Source organism: Phycisphaerales bacterium (assembly GCA_040221175.1).
Classification (GTDB): domain Bacteria; phylum Planctomycetota; class Phycisphaerae; order Phycisphaerales; family UBA1924; genus JAHCJI01.
In genome coordinates this window covers 461,885-477,880 of the sequence record JAVJVK010000004.1, presented here as the reverse complement: position 1 = coordinate 477,880, position 15,996 = coordinate 461,885, and the positions used below count along the sequence as shown (strand labels likewise).

Annotated in this window: 12 protein-coding genes; 2 read left to right on the top strand and 10 right to left on the bottom strand. The window is 67.0% G+C overall.

What is annotated here, in order from left to right; translation table 11 throughout:
• Positions 1-6: 6 nt before the first annotated feature.
• Together RIE32_04270 and gap are read right to left on the bottom strand one after the other, a co-directional pair.
• Positions 7-1,278 carry an NF038122 family metalloprotease gene (locus RIE32_04270; GenBank protein MEQ9095457.1) on the bottom strand — a complete coding sequence of 424 codons (1,272 nt, stop codon included), beginning with the start codon at positions 1,276-1,278 and terminating at the stop codon, positions 7-9.
• Positions 1,279-1,394: 116 nt separating this feature from the next.
• A complete protein-coding gene (gene gap, locus RIE32_04265; protein ID MEQ9095456.1) occupies positions 1,395-2,426 on the bottom strand; it encodes a type I glyceraldehyde-3-phosphate dehydrogenase in 1,032 nt (343 codons plus the stop codon).
• Positions 2,427-2,602: 176 nt separating this feature from the next.
• Here gap and RIE32_04260 point away from each other — a divergent pair, with 176 nt between their 5' ends.
• Both RIE32_04260 and acs read left to right on the top strand, forming a co-directional pair.
• Complete coding sequence (locus RIE32_04260; GenBank protein MEQ9095455.1) at positions 2,603-3,373, top strand: hypothetical protein; 771 nt, start codon at positions 2,603-2,605, stop codon at positions 3,371-3,373.
• Positions 3,374-3,421: 48 nt separating this feature from the next.
• On the top strand, positions 3,422-5,446 hold the full coding sequence (gene acs / locus RIE32_04255; GenBank protein ID MEQ9095454.1) for an acetate--CoA ligase: 2,025 nt from the start codon (positions 3,422-3,424) through the stop codon (positions 5,444-5,446).
• A 24-nt stretch (positions 5,447-5,470) separates the two neighbouring features.
• On the opposite strand, the gene egtD is transcribed toward acs, so the two are convergent.
• The 8 genes from egtD to RIE32_04215 form a co-directional block, all read right to left on the bottom strand.
• A complete protein-coding gene (gene egtD, locus RIE32_04250; GenBank protein ID MEQ9095453.1) occupies positions 5,471-6,505 on the bottom strand; it encodes an L-histidine N(alpha)-methyltransferase in 1,035 nt (344 codons plus the stop codon).
• Positions 6,505-7,812 (bottom strand): ergothioneine biosynthesis protein EgtB, encoded by a 1,308-nt coding sequence (egtB, locus tag RIE32_04245; GenBank protein MEQ9095452.1) that lies wholly within the window; start codon positions 7,810-7,812, stop codon positions 6,505-6,507. Before egtB ends, egtD begins: the two co-directional genes overlap by 1 nt.
• A gap of 114 nt (positions 7,813-7,926) precedes the next feature.
• On the bottom strand, positions 7,927-9,420 hold the full coding sequence (locus RIE32_04240; protein ID MEQ9095451.1) for a glycine betaine ABC transporter substrate-binding protein: 1,494 nt from the start codon (positions 9,418-9,420) through the stop codon (positions 7,927-7,929).
• The gene (locus RIE32_04235; protein ID MEQ9095450.1) at positions 9,417-10,166 is read right to left on the bottom strand and encodes an ATP-binding cassette domain-containing protein; all 750 of its coding nucleotides are present in this window, start codon (positions 10,164-10,166) and stop codon (positions 9,417-9,419) included. The genes RIE32_04240 and RIE32_04235 overlap by 4 nt, the downstream gene beginning before the upstream one ends.
• Positions 10,167-10,197: 31 nt before the next feature.
• Positions 10,198-12,294: a SpoIIE family protein phosphatase gene (locus RIE32_04230; GenBank protein MEQ9095449.1), complete on the bottom strand. Its 2,097-nt coding sequence runs from the start codon at positions 12,292-12,294 to the stop codon at positions 10,198-10,200.
• Positions 12,291-13,331: a MoxR family ATPase gene (locus RIE32_04225; protein ID MEQ9095448.1), complete on the bottom strand. Its 1,041-nt coding sequence runs from the start codon at positions 13,329-13,331 to the stop codon at positions 12,291-12,293. Before RIE32_04225 ends, RIE32_04230 begins: the two co-directional genes overlap by 4 nt.
• Before the next feature lie 22 nt (positions 13,332-13,353).
• The gene (locus RIE32_04220) at positions 13,354-14,757 is read right to left on the bottom strand and encodes a hypothetical protein (GenBank protein MEQ9095447.1); all 1,404 of its coding nucleotides are present in this window, start codon (positions 14,755-14,757) and stop codon (positions 13,354-13,356) included.
• Positions 14,758-14,797: 40 nt separating this feature from the next.
• A complete protein-coding gene (locus RIE32_04215; protein MEQ9095446.1) occupies positions 14,798-15,979 on the bottom strand; it encodes a pyridoxal phosphate-dependent aminotransferase in 1,182 nt (393 codons plus the stop codon).
• Between the last annotated feature and the right edge of the window lie 17 nt (positions 15,980-15,996).

The window sequence follows — 15,996 nt, the reverse complement described above, 5'->3', positions numbered from 1 at the left end:
TCGGGCTCACCCGCAGCCCGCGTCGAACGCGTTCTGGAACGCGAGGAAGTCGAAGACCGTCAGCACCCCGTCGCCGTCCAGGTCGGCCGAAGGATCGCCGGCGTCGAATGCGTCCTGGAAGCACAGGAAGTCGAAGAAGTCCAGCGTGCCAGAGCCGTCGCAGTCGGCCGGGCACGCCAGGGTGATCGTCCAGCCCAGGGCGTCCAGCGGCCGCAGGTCGGCGGCGGTGAGGTAGCCGGGGTAATCCGTCTCGCCCCCGACGATGTCCGGGTCCATGGCGCCGAGGGGCGGATCCATCTTTCGCAGGTGCGAGCCCTGCCAGGGTTCGCCGTCGGCCATGGGGATCTCGGCGGCGATGAAGTCGAGGATGGCCTCGTCCTGGTCGGGCGCGCCGGGGGCGTCGAAGTACACCGTCCGCGGGGCGGTCATGAACCGGGCGTAGGTGTCCGGGTTGAGGTCGGCCCCGTCGTCGCTCTGGCGGAAGCGGTAGATGTCCAGCGGAAGCAGCGTCGCGCCGAAGAGCAGGTCGACGTTGGACTGAAAGCCCAGGACGTGCCCGATCTCGTGCGCCATCACGCTGCGCAGGCAGTATGAATCGGGCGCCACGCCGTCGGCCGGATCGGTGTCCCACGGCGCGGTCGAGCTGAGCGAGACCGGCAGCGGCGCGGGCGCCTGGCCGTCCAGCAGCGCGCGGAGCGCCACGCCGGTGAGCAGCGCGTCGCGGTCCTCGGTACGCGCGCCGGGCTCCAATCCGTAGATGATGCGCAGCGAGGTGGTGTCGGGCAGGCTCGCCTCGATCACGTCGTCGCCGTCCATCGTGTCGATCAGCGTGGCGCGCACCGCCGCGTAGGGCAGCGAGCGGTAGCTGTCGCCCGCCGCGCCGAGGATTGGAAGGCCGTGGATCGTCCCCAGCGGCTCGAAGAGGATCTCGATGGTCAGCTCGACGTCGTCGGCGACGATCCCGGCGTACAGGTCGGCGATGGCGGCGAGCGCCTCGGTCGTGCCGGCGGGCGCGGGGCCGGCGACCTCGAAGCGCAGGCGCAGCCCGGCGTCGGTGGTCGGGACGATGATGGTCCGGTCGGCCCCCTGCATGCCCGCCGCGTGCCGCGCGCCGATGGCGTCGATGGTCGCCTGCGGTGGGCGGGCCCCGGCGCAGATGGGCTTAAAGACTTCGATAAGGGGCGTGGTGGGGGTTGGGTCGGGATCGGCGAAGCCGGCCGATGCGAGAACGAGTGAACCGGCCAGGGCCAGCGTGGGTGCGATGGACGGATGGTGCATCGAGGCCTCCAGTTACCCCCGCGGTCCGAGCGCGCAACGCCAGCACCGGCGTCGCTTCCGGTGCAATATACCCGAAAACGCCGGTGGATGCACGCCTTTTTTGGGCGCCCGGAGGCCTACTGGCGGCTCATGACGTAGCGGGCCATGTCCACGCAGCGATTCGCGTAGCCGGCCTCGTTGTCGTACCAGCTCACGACCTTGAAGAACTTGTCATTGAGCTCGATGCCGGCGTCGGCGTCGTAGATGCTGCTGTGCGGGTCGCCGATGAAGTCGCTCGAAACCACCGGTTCCTCGGTGTAGTCGAGCACGCCCTTCATCGGGCCGGCCGCGGCGGCCTTCATCGCCTCGTTGATGGCCTGCAAGGAAGTCGCCTTGGCGGTCTTGAAGGTCAGGTCCACGCAGCTCACGTCGGCCGTCGGCACGCGGAAGCTCATTCCCGTCAGCTTGCCCTTGAGGTTGGGTAAGCAGAGCGTGACGGCCTTGGCCGCGCCGGTGCTGGCGGGGATGATGTTCATGTAGCCGTTGCGGCCGCCGCGCAGGTCCTTCTTGGAGGGGCCGTCCTGGGTGGGCTGGGTGGCGGTGACGGCGTGGATGGTGGCCATCAGGCCCTCGGCCAGCCCGAAGTTGTCGTCGATGACCTTGGCGATGGGCGCCAGGCAGTTGGTGGTGCAACTGGCGTTGGAGATGACGGTGTGCTTCGTGGGGTCGTACTGCTCGTGGTTCACCTTGTAGCAGAGCGTGGGCACGGTGTCGGTGGTCTTCGTTGGCGCGCTGATGATGACGCGCTTGGCGCCGCCTCCATCGATGTGCTTCTGGGCGTCAGGCCCGGCGGTGAAGAAGCCCGTGCTCTCGATCACGACGTCCACGCCAAGATCGCCCCACTTGAGGTTGGACGGGTCGCGCTCCTCGAAGACCTTGGTGGTCTCGCCGTTGACGGTGAAGTCGTTGCCCGAGACCCGGACGTCGGCCAGCTTGCCGTCGATGCGGAAGCGGCCGTGCATGGTGTCGTGCTTGAGCAGGTAGGCCAGGTTGTCGGCGGGCACCAGGTCGTTGACGCCCACGACGGTGACGTCGGGGCTCTGGGCGGCGATGCGGTAGACCAGGCGGCCGATGCGTCCGAAACCGTTGATGCCCAAGCGGATGGCCATAGCGTGCAAATCTCCCGAAAAAAAGAGCGCCGGGGCCCGGATTGGCCTCCGGCCGGTGCAACCGTGCGACGAGCGGCATGGTAGGTGGGGGGTGCCCGTGGGGGTGGACGGCTCGGGCGGCTATGCTCGGGCCGGTCGCCGGGAGCCTCCCGCGGCAATCTGGGGGACCTCGAACCGTGCCATCTGAGAAGATCTGTGTCGTCTGCGGGACCGATTGCGCCGATCGCCCGCGCCTGAAGGACTCCAACGGGCGCTATGCCTGCCAGTCGTGCGTCCAGGCCAAGCGCAAGCCCGCCCGGGCCAAGCCCGCCGCCAAGCCCACGGCCGCACGAGCCGCAGCGCCGGCCGCGCCACCGACCGGCGGCGGCGTGGGCTTCAGCATGGACGACTACCTGGGCGAGGCCCCCGCGGTCGACGCCAACCCGTGCCCCAAGTGCGGCATGGGCCGGGCGTCGGGCGCCGTCGTGTGTATGCAGTGCGGCTTCGATTCGGCCTCGGGCCGGGCGATGAGCACGAAGGTCGGCAAGGACAAGCCCAAGCGATCCCGCAGTGCGCCGCGCATGTCGGGCGGGAAGGTCTCGGTGATCATCGCCCTGTCGATGCTCGTCCTGCTGCCGCTGATCGCGCTCGCGTCGCCCGAGGCGACGGCTATCGCCCTGATCGTCGCGGTCATCTGGAACTTCGTGGGCTACATCTACATGGTCGGCGGGGCGTTCCGCGACGACGACAAGTTCTGGGGCATCCTCGGGGTGATGTTCTGGGTGCCGCTGGTGGGGGGCATCTGCTGGCTGGCGTTCGTACTGTACTACTGCACGATCGGGAGCCAGCGCGGGGTACGCAAGGTGAACTACTGGGCGTCCTTGTTCGCCGTGTGGATCGTCCTGGGCATCCTCTTCGCAAACAACCCGGACCTGGCGGCGGATCTCAGGCCCGGGGGCGGGCCCTGACCGGTCCGTAACCCGGCGGAGGCACTGGCGGGCCCATATGCTGCCCCCATGGCCACCAGCGACCCACGCCCCAATGCCGACCAGGACATCCAGAGCAGCCTCCACGAGGACCGCGTGTTCCAGCCGCCCAAGGCTTCGGCCGTCGGCGGCGCTCCCTGGCACGTGGATTCGCTCCAGGCCTATGAAGCCGAGCACCGCCGGTCGATCGAGGATCCCCAGGCTTATTGGGGCGAGGTCGCCCGGCGGCTGGAATGGATGGAGCCGTTCAAGAGCGTGCTCACCGGCGACTTCCCCGAGCCCACGTGGTTCGACGGCGGAAAGCTCAACGCCTGCGACAACTGCGTGGATCGGTTCGTCGAGGAGGGCCACGGCGACGACGTGGCGATCCTGTGGGAGGGCGAGCCCATGGACGGCGGGGCGCCCGAGGTCCGCCGCCTGACCTACCGCGACCTGCAGGAGCAGACCGCCCGCCTGGGCAACGCCCTCAAGAAGCTGGGCGCGACCAAGGGCGAGGTCGTCACCATCTACATGGGCATGGTGCCCGAGCTGGCCGTCGCCATGCTCGCGTGCGCCCGCATCGGCTGCCCGCACTCGGTCATCTTCGGCGGCTTCAGCAGCCAGGCCATCGCCGACCGCGTGACCGACGCGAACAGCAAGATCATCCTGACCTGCGATGGCGGCTGGCGGCGGGGCAAGGTCGTGCCGCTCAAGGACAACGTCGATCAGGCCATCGAAAAGATGGGCGACGCTTCCCCGGTCACCGGCGTGGTCGTGCTGAAGCGATGCGACAACGAGATCAACTGCATCGAGGGGCGCGACCACTGCTGGCGCGACCTGACCGAGGCGGCCGACCCCGAGTGCCCGTGCGAGCCCATGGACGCCGAGGACATGCTCTTCCTGCTCTACACCAGCGGCTCGACGGGCAAGCCCAAGGGCATCGTGCACACCACCGCGGGCTACCTGCTCTACACCGCGCACACCGCGAAGAAAGTCTTCAACCTGACGCCGGGCCAGGACCAGGTCTACTGGTGCACCGCCGACTGCGGCTGGATCACCGGGCACAGCTACATCGTCTACGGCATATTGCCAAACCGCGTGCCCACGCTCATGTACGAGGGCGCGCCCAACGAGCCGCACGAGGACCGCTTCTGGGACGTCGTCGAACGGCACAAGGTCACGCACTTCTACACCGCGCCCACGGCCATCCGCGCTTTCATGAAGTGGGGCGACGAGCACCCGGCCAAGCACGACCTCTCGTCGCTGCAGGTCCTGGGCACCGTGGGCGAACCCATCAACCCCGCCGCGTGGACGTGGTACCGCGAGGTCATCGGCTCGGGCAAGTGCCCGATCGTCGACACCTACTGGCAGACCGAAACCGGCGGCCACGTCATCACGCCCCTGCCCGGCGCCATCCCGACGCGGCCGGGCTCGTGCACCAGGCCCTTCTTCGGCGTCGATGCGGCGGTCGTCCATCCCGACGGCAGCGAGGTCGATTGCGAGCGCGGCGGCTTGATGGTCATCCGCAAACCCTGGCCGGGCATGCTGCGCGGCGTGTTCGGCGACCGCGATCGGTTCATCGAAACCTACTTCTCGACGGTGAAGATCGATGGTAAGCCCGTGTACACCGCCGGCGACGGCGCGCGAAAAGACACGGAGGGCAACTTCTGGATCATGGGCCGCATCGACGACGTCATCAACGTCAGCGGCCACCGGCTGGGCACGATGGAAGTCGAGAGCGCGCTGGTCGCCCACGATGCGGTCGTCGAAGCGGCGGTGGTGGGAGTGCCCCACGAGATCAAGGGCACGGGCATCGCCGCGTTCGTGACGCTGGCCGGCGGCGTCGAGCCCAGCGACGAACTCAAGAAGCAGCTGGGTGCGCACGTTGCCGACGTCATCGGCGCCATCGCCCGGCCCGACCAGGTGCGATTCGCCGAAGCGCTCCCCAAGACCCGCAGCGGCAAGATCATGCGGCGTCTGCTGCGATCGATCGCCGCGGGCGAGGCCGATACCGGCCAGGATACTTCGACGCTCGAAGACTTCACCGTGCTGGCCAAGCTTCGCGGCGACGAGTAACGCCGATCATCGCTCGGCCTGGGCTCATGTGCCGGTCGGACGCAACAGGGCGAGCGTGAACCAATCCTGGTCATCGCTCCAGGCCTGCTCAACGCGAAGGCCTGCGCTGGTGGCGAGCGCTTCGATTCGAGCCATGTCGTACTTGTGGCTGCTCTCGTTCCACAGGCTCTCGCCCTCGGCGAAGGTGAACCGCTGGCCCGCGACGGTCATCGCATGCTCGCGCACGGCGACCAGATGCATCTCGATGCGCGCGTGCTCGGCGTTCCACCGGGCCTCATAGCGGAAGTTGGCGGGATCGGCATCGGCGTCCAGTTCGCGATTGAGCCTCTCGAGGATGTTGAGTTCGAAAGCGCGAGTCACGCCCGCCGCGTCGTCGTAGGCCGGGATGAGCACCGACTCGTCCTTGATGCGATCGAAGCCGACGAGCACGGCGCCATCGCGGCCCGCGAGCTGGGCCAGCGAGTCCAGCAACTCGCGCTGGACGCTGGGCAGGAAGTTGCCGATCGTCGAGCCGGGAAAGAACACCAGTCTTGGGTGCAGGCTCTCGATCCGCTCGGGCAGATCGATGGGGCGCGTGAAGTCGGCCCACAGCGGGACGATCTCCAGGGACGGATGCCGCCCGGCCAGCGTGCGGGCGACGCGGCGAAGCTGCTCGCGTGCGATGTCGACCGGCACCATCGCGCGCGGCGAGGCCAGCGATTCGATGAGGATCTCGACCTTCTCGCCCGCGCCGCTGCCCGGCTCGACGATCGTCACGCCCGGGCCCACGACCTCGGCAATCGCCGCGGCGTGCATGCGAAGCAGCGCCGTCTCCGTTCGGGTCGGGTAGTACTCGGGCTGCTCGGTAATGTCCTCGAACAGGGTCGCGCCGATCGCGTCGTAGAGGTACTTGCTTGGAATCGACTTCTGCGGCTGGCCCAGTCCGTGCAGAGCATCGACTCGAAAGGCCGACAATTCCTCGGCACGGCCCGTGGCTTCTTCGCGGGGCGTGCCTTGCTGCGCAGTATCGATTTCGAGCACCACGGCGCGGCGCTCGGCAGAAGAATCGGTGGAAGTCATCAGGCGGTGTCCTTGGCCAGTCGCAGTCCGCTGAACTGCCAGCGCTTGTTGGGGTGGAAGAACGTTCGGTACGTGGGACGGATGTGGCTCGCCGCGGTCGCGCACGAACCCCCGCGCAACACGTACTGGCTGCTCATGAACTTGCCGTTGTATTCGCCGAGGGCGCCGGGCTCGGCCGCATAGCCCGGATAGGGGTCGTAGCCGCTGCGCGTCCATTCCCAGACCGATCCGAACATGCCCTCAAGTTGGCCCGGCCCGGGCGCCGGCGTGGCGGGGTGAAAAACGCCCCGCTCGAGCATGTGGCCGCGGTCGACCGCGTCGCGCCAGTGGGCTCCGGCGCGCTCCAGATCGCGGAGGCACGCCGCTTCCCACTCGAATTCGGTCGGCAGCCGGCAGCCCGCCCATCGGGCGAACGCTTCGGCCTCGAAGAAGCTTACGTTGGTCAGCGGCTCGGCCGGGTCGACGTCGCGCACGCCGTGCATCGTGCACACGCGCCACCGGTTGCCTTCGCGCTCCCAGTACATGGGTGCTCTCCAGCCCTCGGCCTTCACGGCCGCTGCACCCTCGTCCAGCCACAGGTGCTCGCGGTCGTAACCGCCGTCCTCGATGAACTCGATGAAATGCCCGCAGGTCACCGGTCGGCTGGCCAGGGCAAACGGTCGCAGGTAGACCTTGTGGCATGGCTGTTCGTTGTCGTAGCAGAAGTCCGGGCCGTCGCAGCCCACCCACAGCAAGCCCGCCTCGAATTCGATCCAGCGACCGCGGTCTTCCGGTCGCGGGTCGGGCTCGTGGGGCGCCGGGTCATACGTTTCGCAGGCAATGCCGCACCACAGCGCATGGCGGATGTCGGTCAGCAGCAGTTCCTGGTGTTGCTGCTCGTGGTTGAGCCCGATCTCGGTGATGCGGGTGGTTTCTTCGTCCAGCCCGTCGTGCGAGAGCAACTCGAGCATTCGCTCGTCCACGTGGGCGCGATAGTCGAGCACCATCTGGAGGCTGGGCCGCGTCATCAGGCCCCGGGCGTGCCGGGGCTGGCGATCACCGACCTGCGTGTAATAACTGTTGAACAGATACGCGAATCGATCATCGAAGCGTCGATCGGGACCTACGCGGGACAGCACGAACTGCTCGAAAAACCACGTCGTGTGCGCCAGGTGCCACTTGGTCGGGCTCGCGTCGGTCATCGATTGGACGACGCAATCCTCCGCGTGAAGCGGCGAACGCAGCGCGTCGGTCGCGGCACGAACGGCCTCGTATCGTTCGGCCAGCGACGCGCCAGTGAGCGGAGCCCGTGCGATGCTGAGTCCCATGGCGCCCGTCCTTTCGTGCTGGGCGTTGCGGATCGCCACAGGCTAGCCCGAACTTCGGGCAGCGTCACCCCGGTCGACGAACATTGTGGATTGCCCGCAGCGCATGAGGAACTTCTAACGTTTGCGTGCGACGGCTGGTGAGATCGCGCGTTCCACGACGTCCAGGAGCAGCGTCAGCATGATGGCCATCAGCGCCGCCGGCACGAGCCCCGCCAGGATGAGCACGGTGTCGACGCGGCGGATACCGGCAAGGATCGGCACGCCGTAGCCGCCCGCGGCGATGAAGCCACCCAGCGTGGCCGTGCCCACGTTGATGACTACCGCCGTCTTGATGCCCGCGAAGATGCTGGGTACGGCCAACGGAAGTTCGACGTCCAGCAGCATGCGACCACGCGGCAGTCCGAGCGAGCGAGCCGAATCCTGCACCGACTGTGGAATCTGCGTGAGACCGGCATGCGTGGTCCGCACGATGGGCAACAGCGAGTAGACGAACAGCGCGATGATCGTGGGAATCTGTCCGGTGATCGCCAGCAGGCTGACCAGCAGCGCGAGCAACGCCAGGCTGGGGATGGTCTGCAGCACGCCGCTGACGCCCAGCACGACCTGCTCGAACCCGCGCGAGCGAGCCGCCACGACCCCCATGGGCACGGCGATTGCGATCGCCAGCAACATCGATACACCCACGAGGATGGCGTGCTCGCCCGTACGCAGCGGAATCTCGCCCGCGGCCTGGCGGATCCGTTCGTTCAGGCCAAGTACGCCGGCCGAGACGCCGCCGGTGTCGAAGTAGTTTCGCGCGACGTCGCGTTCTTCGCGGCCTTCCACGTCGACCTGGGCGTTGAGCGCCGACATGGCCGCCTCGTCGAGAACCCCGGTCAACGATTCGATGGCCGCGACCGCGTCGGGCATGCGCTCGGCAAGATCGATGCGGTAGATCCACACGGCGTCGTAGCGGGGGAAATGCCCCAGATCATCTCCCAGAACGGCAATGCCCATGCTCTCGATCTTGGCATCGGTCGTGTAGATCTCCTTCGCATCGATGGCGCCGCTCCCCAGCGCCTGATAGCCCAAGTCGTGGTCGATGCCCTGGATGTCGGTCTGCGGAAGTCCATACGCATCGCGCAGCGCCCGCCACCCGTCGTTGCGTTCGATGAACTCGTTCGTGAAGCCAAAGCGAAGGTCGGGCGCCGATCGCAGATCACTGATGTTCGTCAGCCCAAGGGCCTCGGCGGTGGGGGGCATCACGCCGATCGCGTAGGTGTTATTGAAGCCGATCGGGTCGCTCATCGCCAGCCCGGCTTCGGCCAGAGCCGCGCGCAGTTCGGCTTCGGTTGACAGCCCCCGGTCGGCGAATACCTCGCGCAACAGCGTGCCGGTGTACTCCGGATAGACGTCGACCGCCCCCGAGCGGACCGCCTCGAACACCAGGCGCGTGCCTCGAAGCGAGGCCTTGTGCTCCACCGAGAGCCCTTTGCGGCGGGCCTTCTCGGCCAGGAGTTCCCCGAGCAGCACCGATTCGGTAAAGCTCTTTGAACCAATCGTCAGCGTTTCCTGACCACGAACGGTCGTCGCCAGCAGCACGAGCGCGAGGACGGCAAGACGAATCACGACGCCGCCCCTTCCAGCCCGTGCAGCCGTCGCTGCGCGCTGACGAATCTTCGGACGAAATCACTTGCCGGCTCTTGGAGCAACGTCTCGTGCGGACCATCCTGAGCGATGCGGCCCTCGTGCAGCAACACCACGCGGCTGGCCAGGTGTTGAGCCTCAGCCAGATCGTGCGTCACGAGCACAACGGTCTTGTCGAGGCGGTCGAACAGCTCCTTCAAATCATCCTGGAGGTCGGCCCGCACCATCGGGTCAAGGGCGCCCAGGGGCTCGTCAAGCAGCAGGGCTTCGGGGTCGTTGGCCAGGGCCCGCATGAGCGCCACCCTCTGGCGCTGGCCGCCGCTGAGTTCGTGCGGGTACCGATCCAGCAAAGACGCATCCAGTTGCACCAACTCGGCAAGCTCCGCCGATCGCTCACGCGCCCGGCTTCGATTCCAGCCAAGCCGTCGCCCGAGCAGCGTGACGTTGTTTCGCGCCGTGAGATGGGCGAAAAGCCCGCCCTCCTGCACCACGTATCCGATGCGACGTCGTGCGGGCGTCAAAGCCTCGCCGCGCATCGGCTGTCCATCGAACTCGACCGTGCCCGCATCGGGCACGAGCAGGCCATTCATCAACCGCAGGAGCGTCGACTTTCCACACCCGCTGGGGCCGATCAAGGCCACCGTGGTGCGAGGCTCGATCACCAGGTCGATTCCGGCGAGCACGGGCGTGTCGCCGAAGGACTTGCGGATGCCTTGCAGCCCGAACATGGACGAGGTTAGCGCGTCGGCGGGCGGCAGATCAGGAAAGCCGGGTGACGACGAGCGTCACGTCGTCGTCGTTGCTGTGTTCCCCGCATTGCGTCAGATGATCCTCGCGGATGGCGTCGGCGATGGCTTGTGCGTCCTGGCTCGACGATTGGCGCACGATGCTCCGCAGGCGTTCCATGCCATAGAACTCACCATCGAGACGCTTGGCTTCCCAGATGCCATCGGTCGCCAGCACGACCACGTCGCCCGGGGCCAGTGCCTGGGTCTCGTACGTCTCGTAAGGCCTTGATCCGAATAATCCGAGCGGGATGCCCCCGCCTTCCAGATCCAGGAACCGATCTTCCCGAGCGATGTACACCAGCGGCGGACCGTGGCCGGCCGACGCCCACGACATGCGTCCGTCTGATGAATCCAGCACGACCAGGAGCATGGTCATGAATCGCTCGCCCCCGGTATCGTGGACGAGCAGCTCATTCAAGTGCGTCAAGAGATCGCCCAAGCTCGCGGGCTCGTGGCAACGGCTGCGCAAGATTCCCCTGGCGGTCGCCATCAGCATGGCCGCCGCGACGCCGTGCCCGACCACGTCGCCGATCGCCAGAGCGGCGCACCGATCATCCAGGCCCTCGATGTGCAGGTAGTCGTAGTAGTCGCCGCCAGTCTCGTCGCAATACGAGCTGTGGCCGGCGATACCGAGTCCCTCGATCGTGGGCGGGCCCTGCGGCAGCAGGTTCTTCTGCACCTCCATCGCGACCTGCAGGCTCTCGCGCAGTCGCACGCGGTCCTTGAGGTCTTCGGCCATGACGTTCACCGCTTCGGCAATCCGGCCAAGTTCGGCCGTCGCGCCGGGCTCGATCTTCTCGTCGAGTTCGCCCTCGCCGACGCGCCCAATCTCTCGCACCAGGCGCGACACCGGAAGCGTCGCCAGCAATCCAAGCGTTAAGCCGAGCAACAACGTCGATACGAATGCAATCGTGATTGCGCGGTCGCTGCTCGAACGCGTAGCCGTCACGGGATCGAGCAGCTCGGCTTCTGGCAGGGCGGTAATGATCCGCCAGTCCAGCCCCGGTGCTTCTTGATAGCTCGAGACACGCACGAGCATCGGTTGTGACGCAATCGAGGCGATGCTCGTCGGCGGCGTGGAGGGCGAGGAAGATTCGCCGGAGTCGTTTGATTCACGATCCTCGGCAACCACCCGTGCCGCGTGGTTCGCCGCGTCGCGCACCCGGGCGTCGCCGCTCTGAGCCGCGATGGGCGCCACCGGCAAGCCGTCGACCTCGGCGATCGTGGGCACCTGCTCGGGAGGCAACGAGTGGGCGATCAAGCGTCCGCCGCTGTCGATCACCAGCACGAAGCCCGCTTGGCCGACCCGAAGCGTGCGCAGAAAAGCCGAGAGATCTTCCAGCCCGATTTCTGCCGAGAGCACGCCGATCAGATCACCGGTGCTGCCCTCGACATCCGGGCGGGCGTAGACGGGCTCGACGAACGGCAGGCCAAGCGTGGTGGCCTGCCCATCAACGTTGAGCCACGCGTAGGGCTCGAGGAACGTGGGCCGCCCCAGCTTCACCGCCCCGACGTACCACGGTCGGACGCGCGGGTCGTACGGATAGCCGCCCGTGCGGTCGATGATGTCGCCGGCCGCGTCCACGGCGTATTCGACGACGTACCCCGTCTCGCTCGATCCGTTCTCCGCCGCGGTTCGGTCATCTGCGATGGCAAACTCGGTGTGGAGCTTGCCGGGATAGCGGAACACCCAGACGGCTTGCCCATTGGCGCTGCCCCAGCTGAGCCCGCTGAGCATGTCCATCGCGGTTGTGAACTCGAACAGGGGCTGCCGCCAGGAACGCAGATCGGCCACGTCCAGTCGACCATCGATGATGTGCCCACGCTGCACGCGTGTTGCCCGGGCCGGCGTTTCGAGCAGGGTGGCCAGCCGTTCGTTGATCCGGCCGTGGATCTGGGCCATCTCCGAGGCGTTCAAGCGACGCGCCGTCTCGGTGGTGTTCTCGCTCCACAGCTCCACCAGCACGAAGGCGGCGAGCGCTACGGGCAGGCCCATCAGCAACGGGAGCACCACGCGGATCGACACGCGCCCCAGGAGTCCCGGGCTGCCCACGAGTCCTGTGCTCACCCGCCCTCCAACGGCAGCGTCTGAACGATGTTCTCAACGATCGGATCGCTGTGGACGCCTTCCGCCTCGGCCTCGAAGTTCACCACGATGCGATGCCGCAACGCCGGCAGGGCGATGGCCTGCACGTCTTCGATCGCCACGGAAGGGCGGCCGTCGACCAGGGCCCTGCACTTGGCGCCCAGGATGAGTGCCTGGGCCGCACGCGGCGAGGCGCCGACCCGCACGTACTGATTCACCATGGGCGTGGCAAAGCGACCGTCCGAATCGCGACCCTTCGGGTGCGTGCTCAGCACCATACGGATGGCGTAGTCCCGCACCCGATCGGTGACCGCCACGCGCCGAACCAGCTTCTGGTGCTCCAGAATGGTTGCCGAGTCGAGCACCGGCTCGGCGTCGGCATGGGTGGCCCCGGTCGTTCGCGCGATGATCTCGCCCATCTCCTCGCGAGACGCGTAGCCCACCTGCAGCTTGAAGAAGAAGCGATCGAGTTGGGCTTCGGGCAGCGGGTACGTGCCCTCCTGCTCGATGGGGTTCTGCGTCGCAAGCACGAAGAACGGCGCTGGCAGTTCGTGCGTCGTGCCCGCGACCGTCACCCGGCGCTCCTGCATGGCTTCGAGCAGCGCACTCTGCGTCTTGGGCGTCGCGCGGTTGATCTCGTCGGCCAGCACCATCTGTGCAAAGATCGGCCCACGCTGGAAAGCAAACTGCCGCTTGACGTGCCCGCCCTCGGTTTTCACCTCGTCGATGACCGTGGTGCCGGTGATGTCCGCGGGCATCAGGTCGGGCGTGAACTGCACCCGGCCGAAGTCGAGCGACAGCGCGCTGGCCAGCGTGCGCACCATGAGCGTCTTGCCGATGCCCGGTACGCCCTCGAGCAGCGCGTGCCCACCCGTGAACAGGCAGGTCAGCAAGCCATCGACGATCTCGCGCTGGCCCACGACCACCCTGGCGACCTGATCGCGCACGGCGGCGTAATCGCTCCGAAACTTCTCGGCAGCGGCCTGGGTGGCTTCCGGCGTGGATTGATCCGCGTCCATGCAGTCTCCGTCGGCGACAGGTTCAGGGAACGGGCACTTCCAGTTGCTCGCCCGCCTCAGCCGCGGCCTTCACGCTTGCCCACGTCTTGATGGACCGCGTCGACAACCCGCGAATCGAGCTTTCGACGACACCCGCCGTATCCGCCGGGAAGCCGCGCGTCAGCAAGACCGTATCGCCCTCGATGGTGACCCAGGAAAGGTCTTGGCGAGAACCCACGGCGATTTCCAGGCGGCCCTGCTCGTCCCGCCGCTTCTGGCGGGCGGCATCTCCCTCGAATCGCTTGCCCTCGTGATAGGCCAACTCCTCGGCGAATTGCTTGGCGTCGGCGTCGCTGTCCCAAACGCTGATCCACGCTGCGGCCAGGCGTCCGTCCTCGTGCTCCCACACCTGGAACCGATCGCCGTCCCAGCCCTCGGCGGCCATGATCGCGTCGGGCGAGTTGCCCAGCAGCACCCGGGTCTGGAATTCGCCGAACGTGTTTTGGGCCACCGGCTTCCACCCCAGTTCGGCGAGGTTGACGGTTGGCAGGGTGATCTCCACCGGCTCATCGCGCTGTTCACCCAGATACTTCTCGATGTGCAGCAACTGCTCGGTCGAGAGCGGGGGGTCATCGAACGCCGCGTCCACGCGCTCGAAGCCGCCATCCTGCACCATCGTCGCGACCAGTACGTACCCGTGCACGTACGGGAAGATGAGCGTCTCTTTCAGGATCGCGGGCATGGCGTTGGCCTCGGCGCCCATCATGCCCCCGCCGGCGCCCATCATCGCGCCCATGGCGGCTGGGTCCTGCTTGAGCAACTGGGTCATGTCGCCGCCGGCATCCATCATGGCGCCCGTACCGATGAGCGTCGCATCCCCCTCCACCAGAGCGGTCAGCGCCAGCTTCACGTCGTCGTCGTCCATGGCCAGGCCCATGATCATGTTCAGGTCATGGTGCTGGTCCTGCAACGCGTGGGTGAACTCGTGCGTCAGGATGTTGCGCATCATCGGGTCCATGAACCCCGGTGCGCCCGCGGCCATCTGGCCGACCATCTGCCCCATGAACTCTTCCAGATCGTCCGGCAGGATGACGTGCTTGGCCTCGGGGTCGTAGAACCCGCCCGCCTGCGAGACGACGAGCTTGATCATGTCGTTCAGCACGTCCGAGTCCATCGGCACGAGGCCGAAGGCCTTGTACCCACGGTCGATCTGCACGCGCCACTCGGGGGGCATATCGCGATCGACGATCTCCAGGATCTCCTGCTCGATCTCAGCTCGGGACATGAGTTCCACCGGCACGTCGCGGAGGAACAGCAGGCCGCGCATTTTCTCGGCCCGGGCCTTGCCCTCCTCGGCCCAGCGGCTGAGTTGCTCGGGATCACGTGCCAGGGCGGTTCCGCAGGTCGTCAGGATGATCGAGGCCAGGGCGAGCGTGCGAGCGATCATGGTGTTCTCCGGTTTCAGGGCGATAATATCGACTCGTCACCTAGACGCCCGCGTACAGCGACTCCAGCACCTTGATTCCCCGTTCGATGGTTTCGGGCGACGAGGCAAAGCTCAGGCGGAAGTGCGTGTCCCGGTCGCTGAAGATGCCCCCGGGGATCACCAGGAGCTTCCGGGCGATGGCCTCTTCGACGAACTGGGTTCCGGTCTTCCCTTCCGGCACGCGGGGAAACAGATAGAACGCTCCGCCCGGCACGGCCACCTCCGTCCACTGGCTCAAGGCTTCGACCAGCGAATCGCGACGCTGCTTGTACGCGCGCACGGTCTCGGTCATGTCCACGTCCATCGCCGCGATGCACCCATGCTGGGCCATCGACGGCGCACACACGTATGTGTATTGCTGAAACTTGGCGATGTGGCCCATCAGTTCGGCCGGCCCGGCGGCATAGCCCATCCGCCAGCCCGTCACGCCATACGTCTTGCCAAAGCCTCGGATGACCAGCACGTCGTCCTGAGCGCCCAGGAACCGTGCGGGCGAGGGGCACCGGGGCGAGCCCGGCTCGCCCACCATCGCGTCGGACTCGAAGTCGTCGAACGTGAATTCGTCGTAGATCTCGTCGCTGATCAGCAGCACGCCCTTGCGGCGGCACAGCTCCAGCAACTCTCGGCATTCATCCACGCTGCCAACCACGCCCGCCGGGTTCGAAGGCGCGTTGTACAGCACCAGCTTGGTCCGGTCGGTGATCAGCGGCTCGACACGCTCGGCCGTCATGCGGAAGTCCGGATACGTGTCGCAGCGCACGGCCTTTCCGCCGCACATTGTGGCCACGTGCGGATACATCACGAAGTAGGGGTTCGGGATGATCGCCTCGTCGCCCGGCCCGACCAGCGCCATGAACGCCAGAAACAAGGCTCCGCTGGTGCCACTGGTGACCAGCACCTCCGGGTCACCCGGGCCGCCGAACGTCCAGCCCAGGTCCCTTGACAGCCAGCCCACGAGTTTCTCGCGCAATGGCGCGATGCCCTGAGTCTGCGTATAGCCGTTCTGATCGCCTTCGATCGCCTCGATCGCGGCGCGCTTGATCGGCTCGGGCACCGGAAAGTCCGGCTGCCCGATGCTCAGGTTGATGGGGTCTTCGATCTGGGCGCCGAGTTGGAAGATTCGGCGGATGCCCGAGGCGTCAACGGCCTGGGCGCGTTCGGTTACGAGGCGGCGTACATCCATGCCCCCATCGTTCCCTC

Bases quoted from the DNA above. Each gene is read 5' to 3' on its own strand.
- gap (MEQ9095456.1), bottom strand. From the start codon at position 2,426: ATGGCCATCCGCTTGGGCATCAACGGTTTCGGACGCATCGGCCGCCTG.
- acs (MEQ9095454.1), top strand. From the start codon at position 3,422: ATGGCCACCAGCGACCCACGCCCCAATGCCGACCAGGACATCCAGAGC.
- RIE32_04220 (MEQ9095447.1), bottom strand. From the start codon at position 14,757: ATGATCGCTCGCACGCTCGCCCTGGCCTCGATCATCCTGACGACCTGC.
- RIE32_04270 (MEQ9095457.1), bottom strand. From the start codon at position 1,278: ATGCACCATCCGTCCATCGCACCCACGCTGGCCCTGGCCGGTTCACTC.
- RIE32_04215 (MEQ9095446.1), bottom strand. From the start codon at position 15,979: ATGGATGTACGCCGCCTCGTAACCGAACGCGCCCAGGCCGTTGACGCC.
- egtD (MEQ9095453.1), bottom strand. From the start codon at position 6,505: ATGACTTCCACCGATTCTTCTGCCGAGCGCCGCGCCGTGGTGCTCGAA.
- egtB (MEQ9095452.1), bottom strand. From the start codon at position 7,812: ATGGGACTCAGCATCGCACGGGCTCCGCTCACTGGCGCGTCGCTGGCC.
- RIE32_04225 (MEQ9095448.1), bottom strand. From the start codon at position 13,331: ATGGACGCGGATCAATCCACGCCGGAAGCCACCCAGGCCGCTGCCGAG.
- RIE32_04235 (MEQ9095450.1), bottom strand. From the start codon at position 10,166: ATGTTCGGGCTGCAAGGCATCCGCAAGTCCTTCGGCGACACGCCCGTG.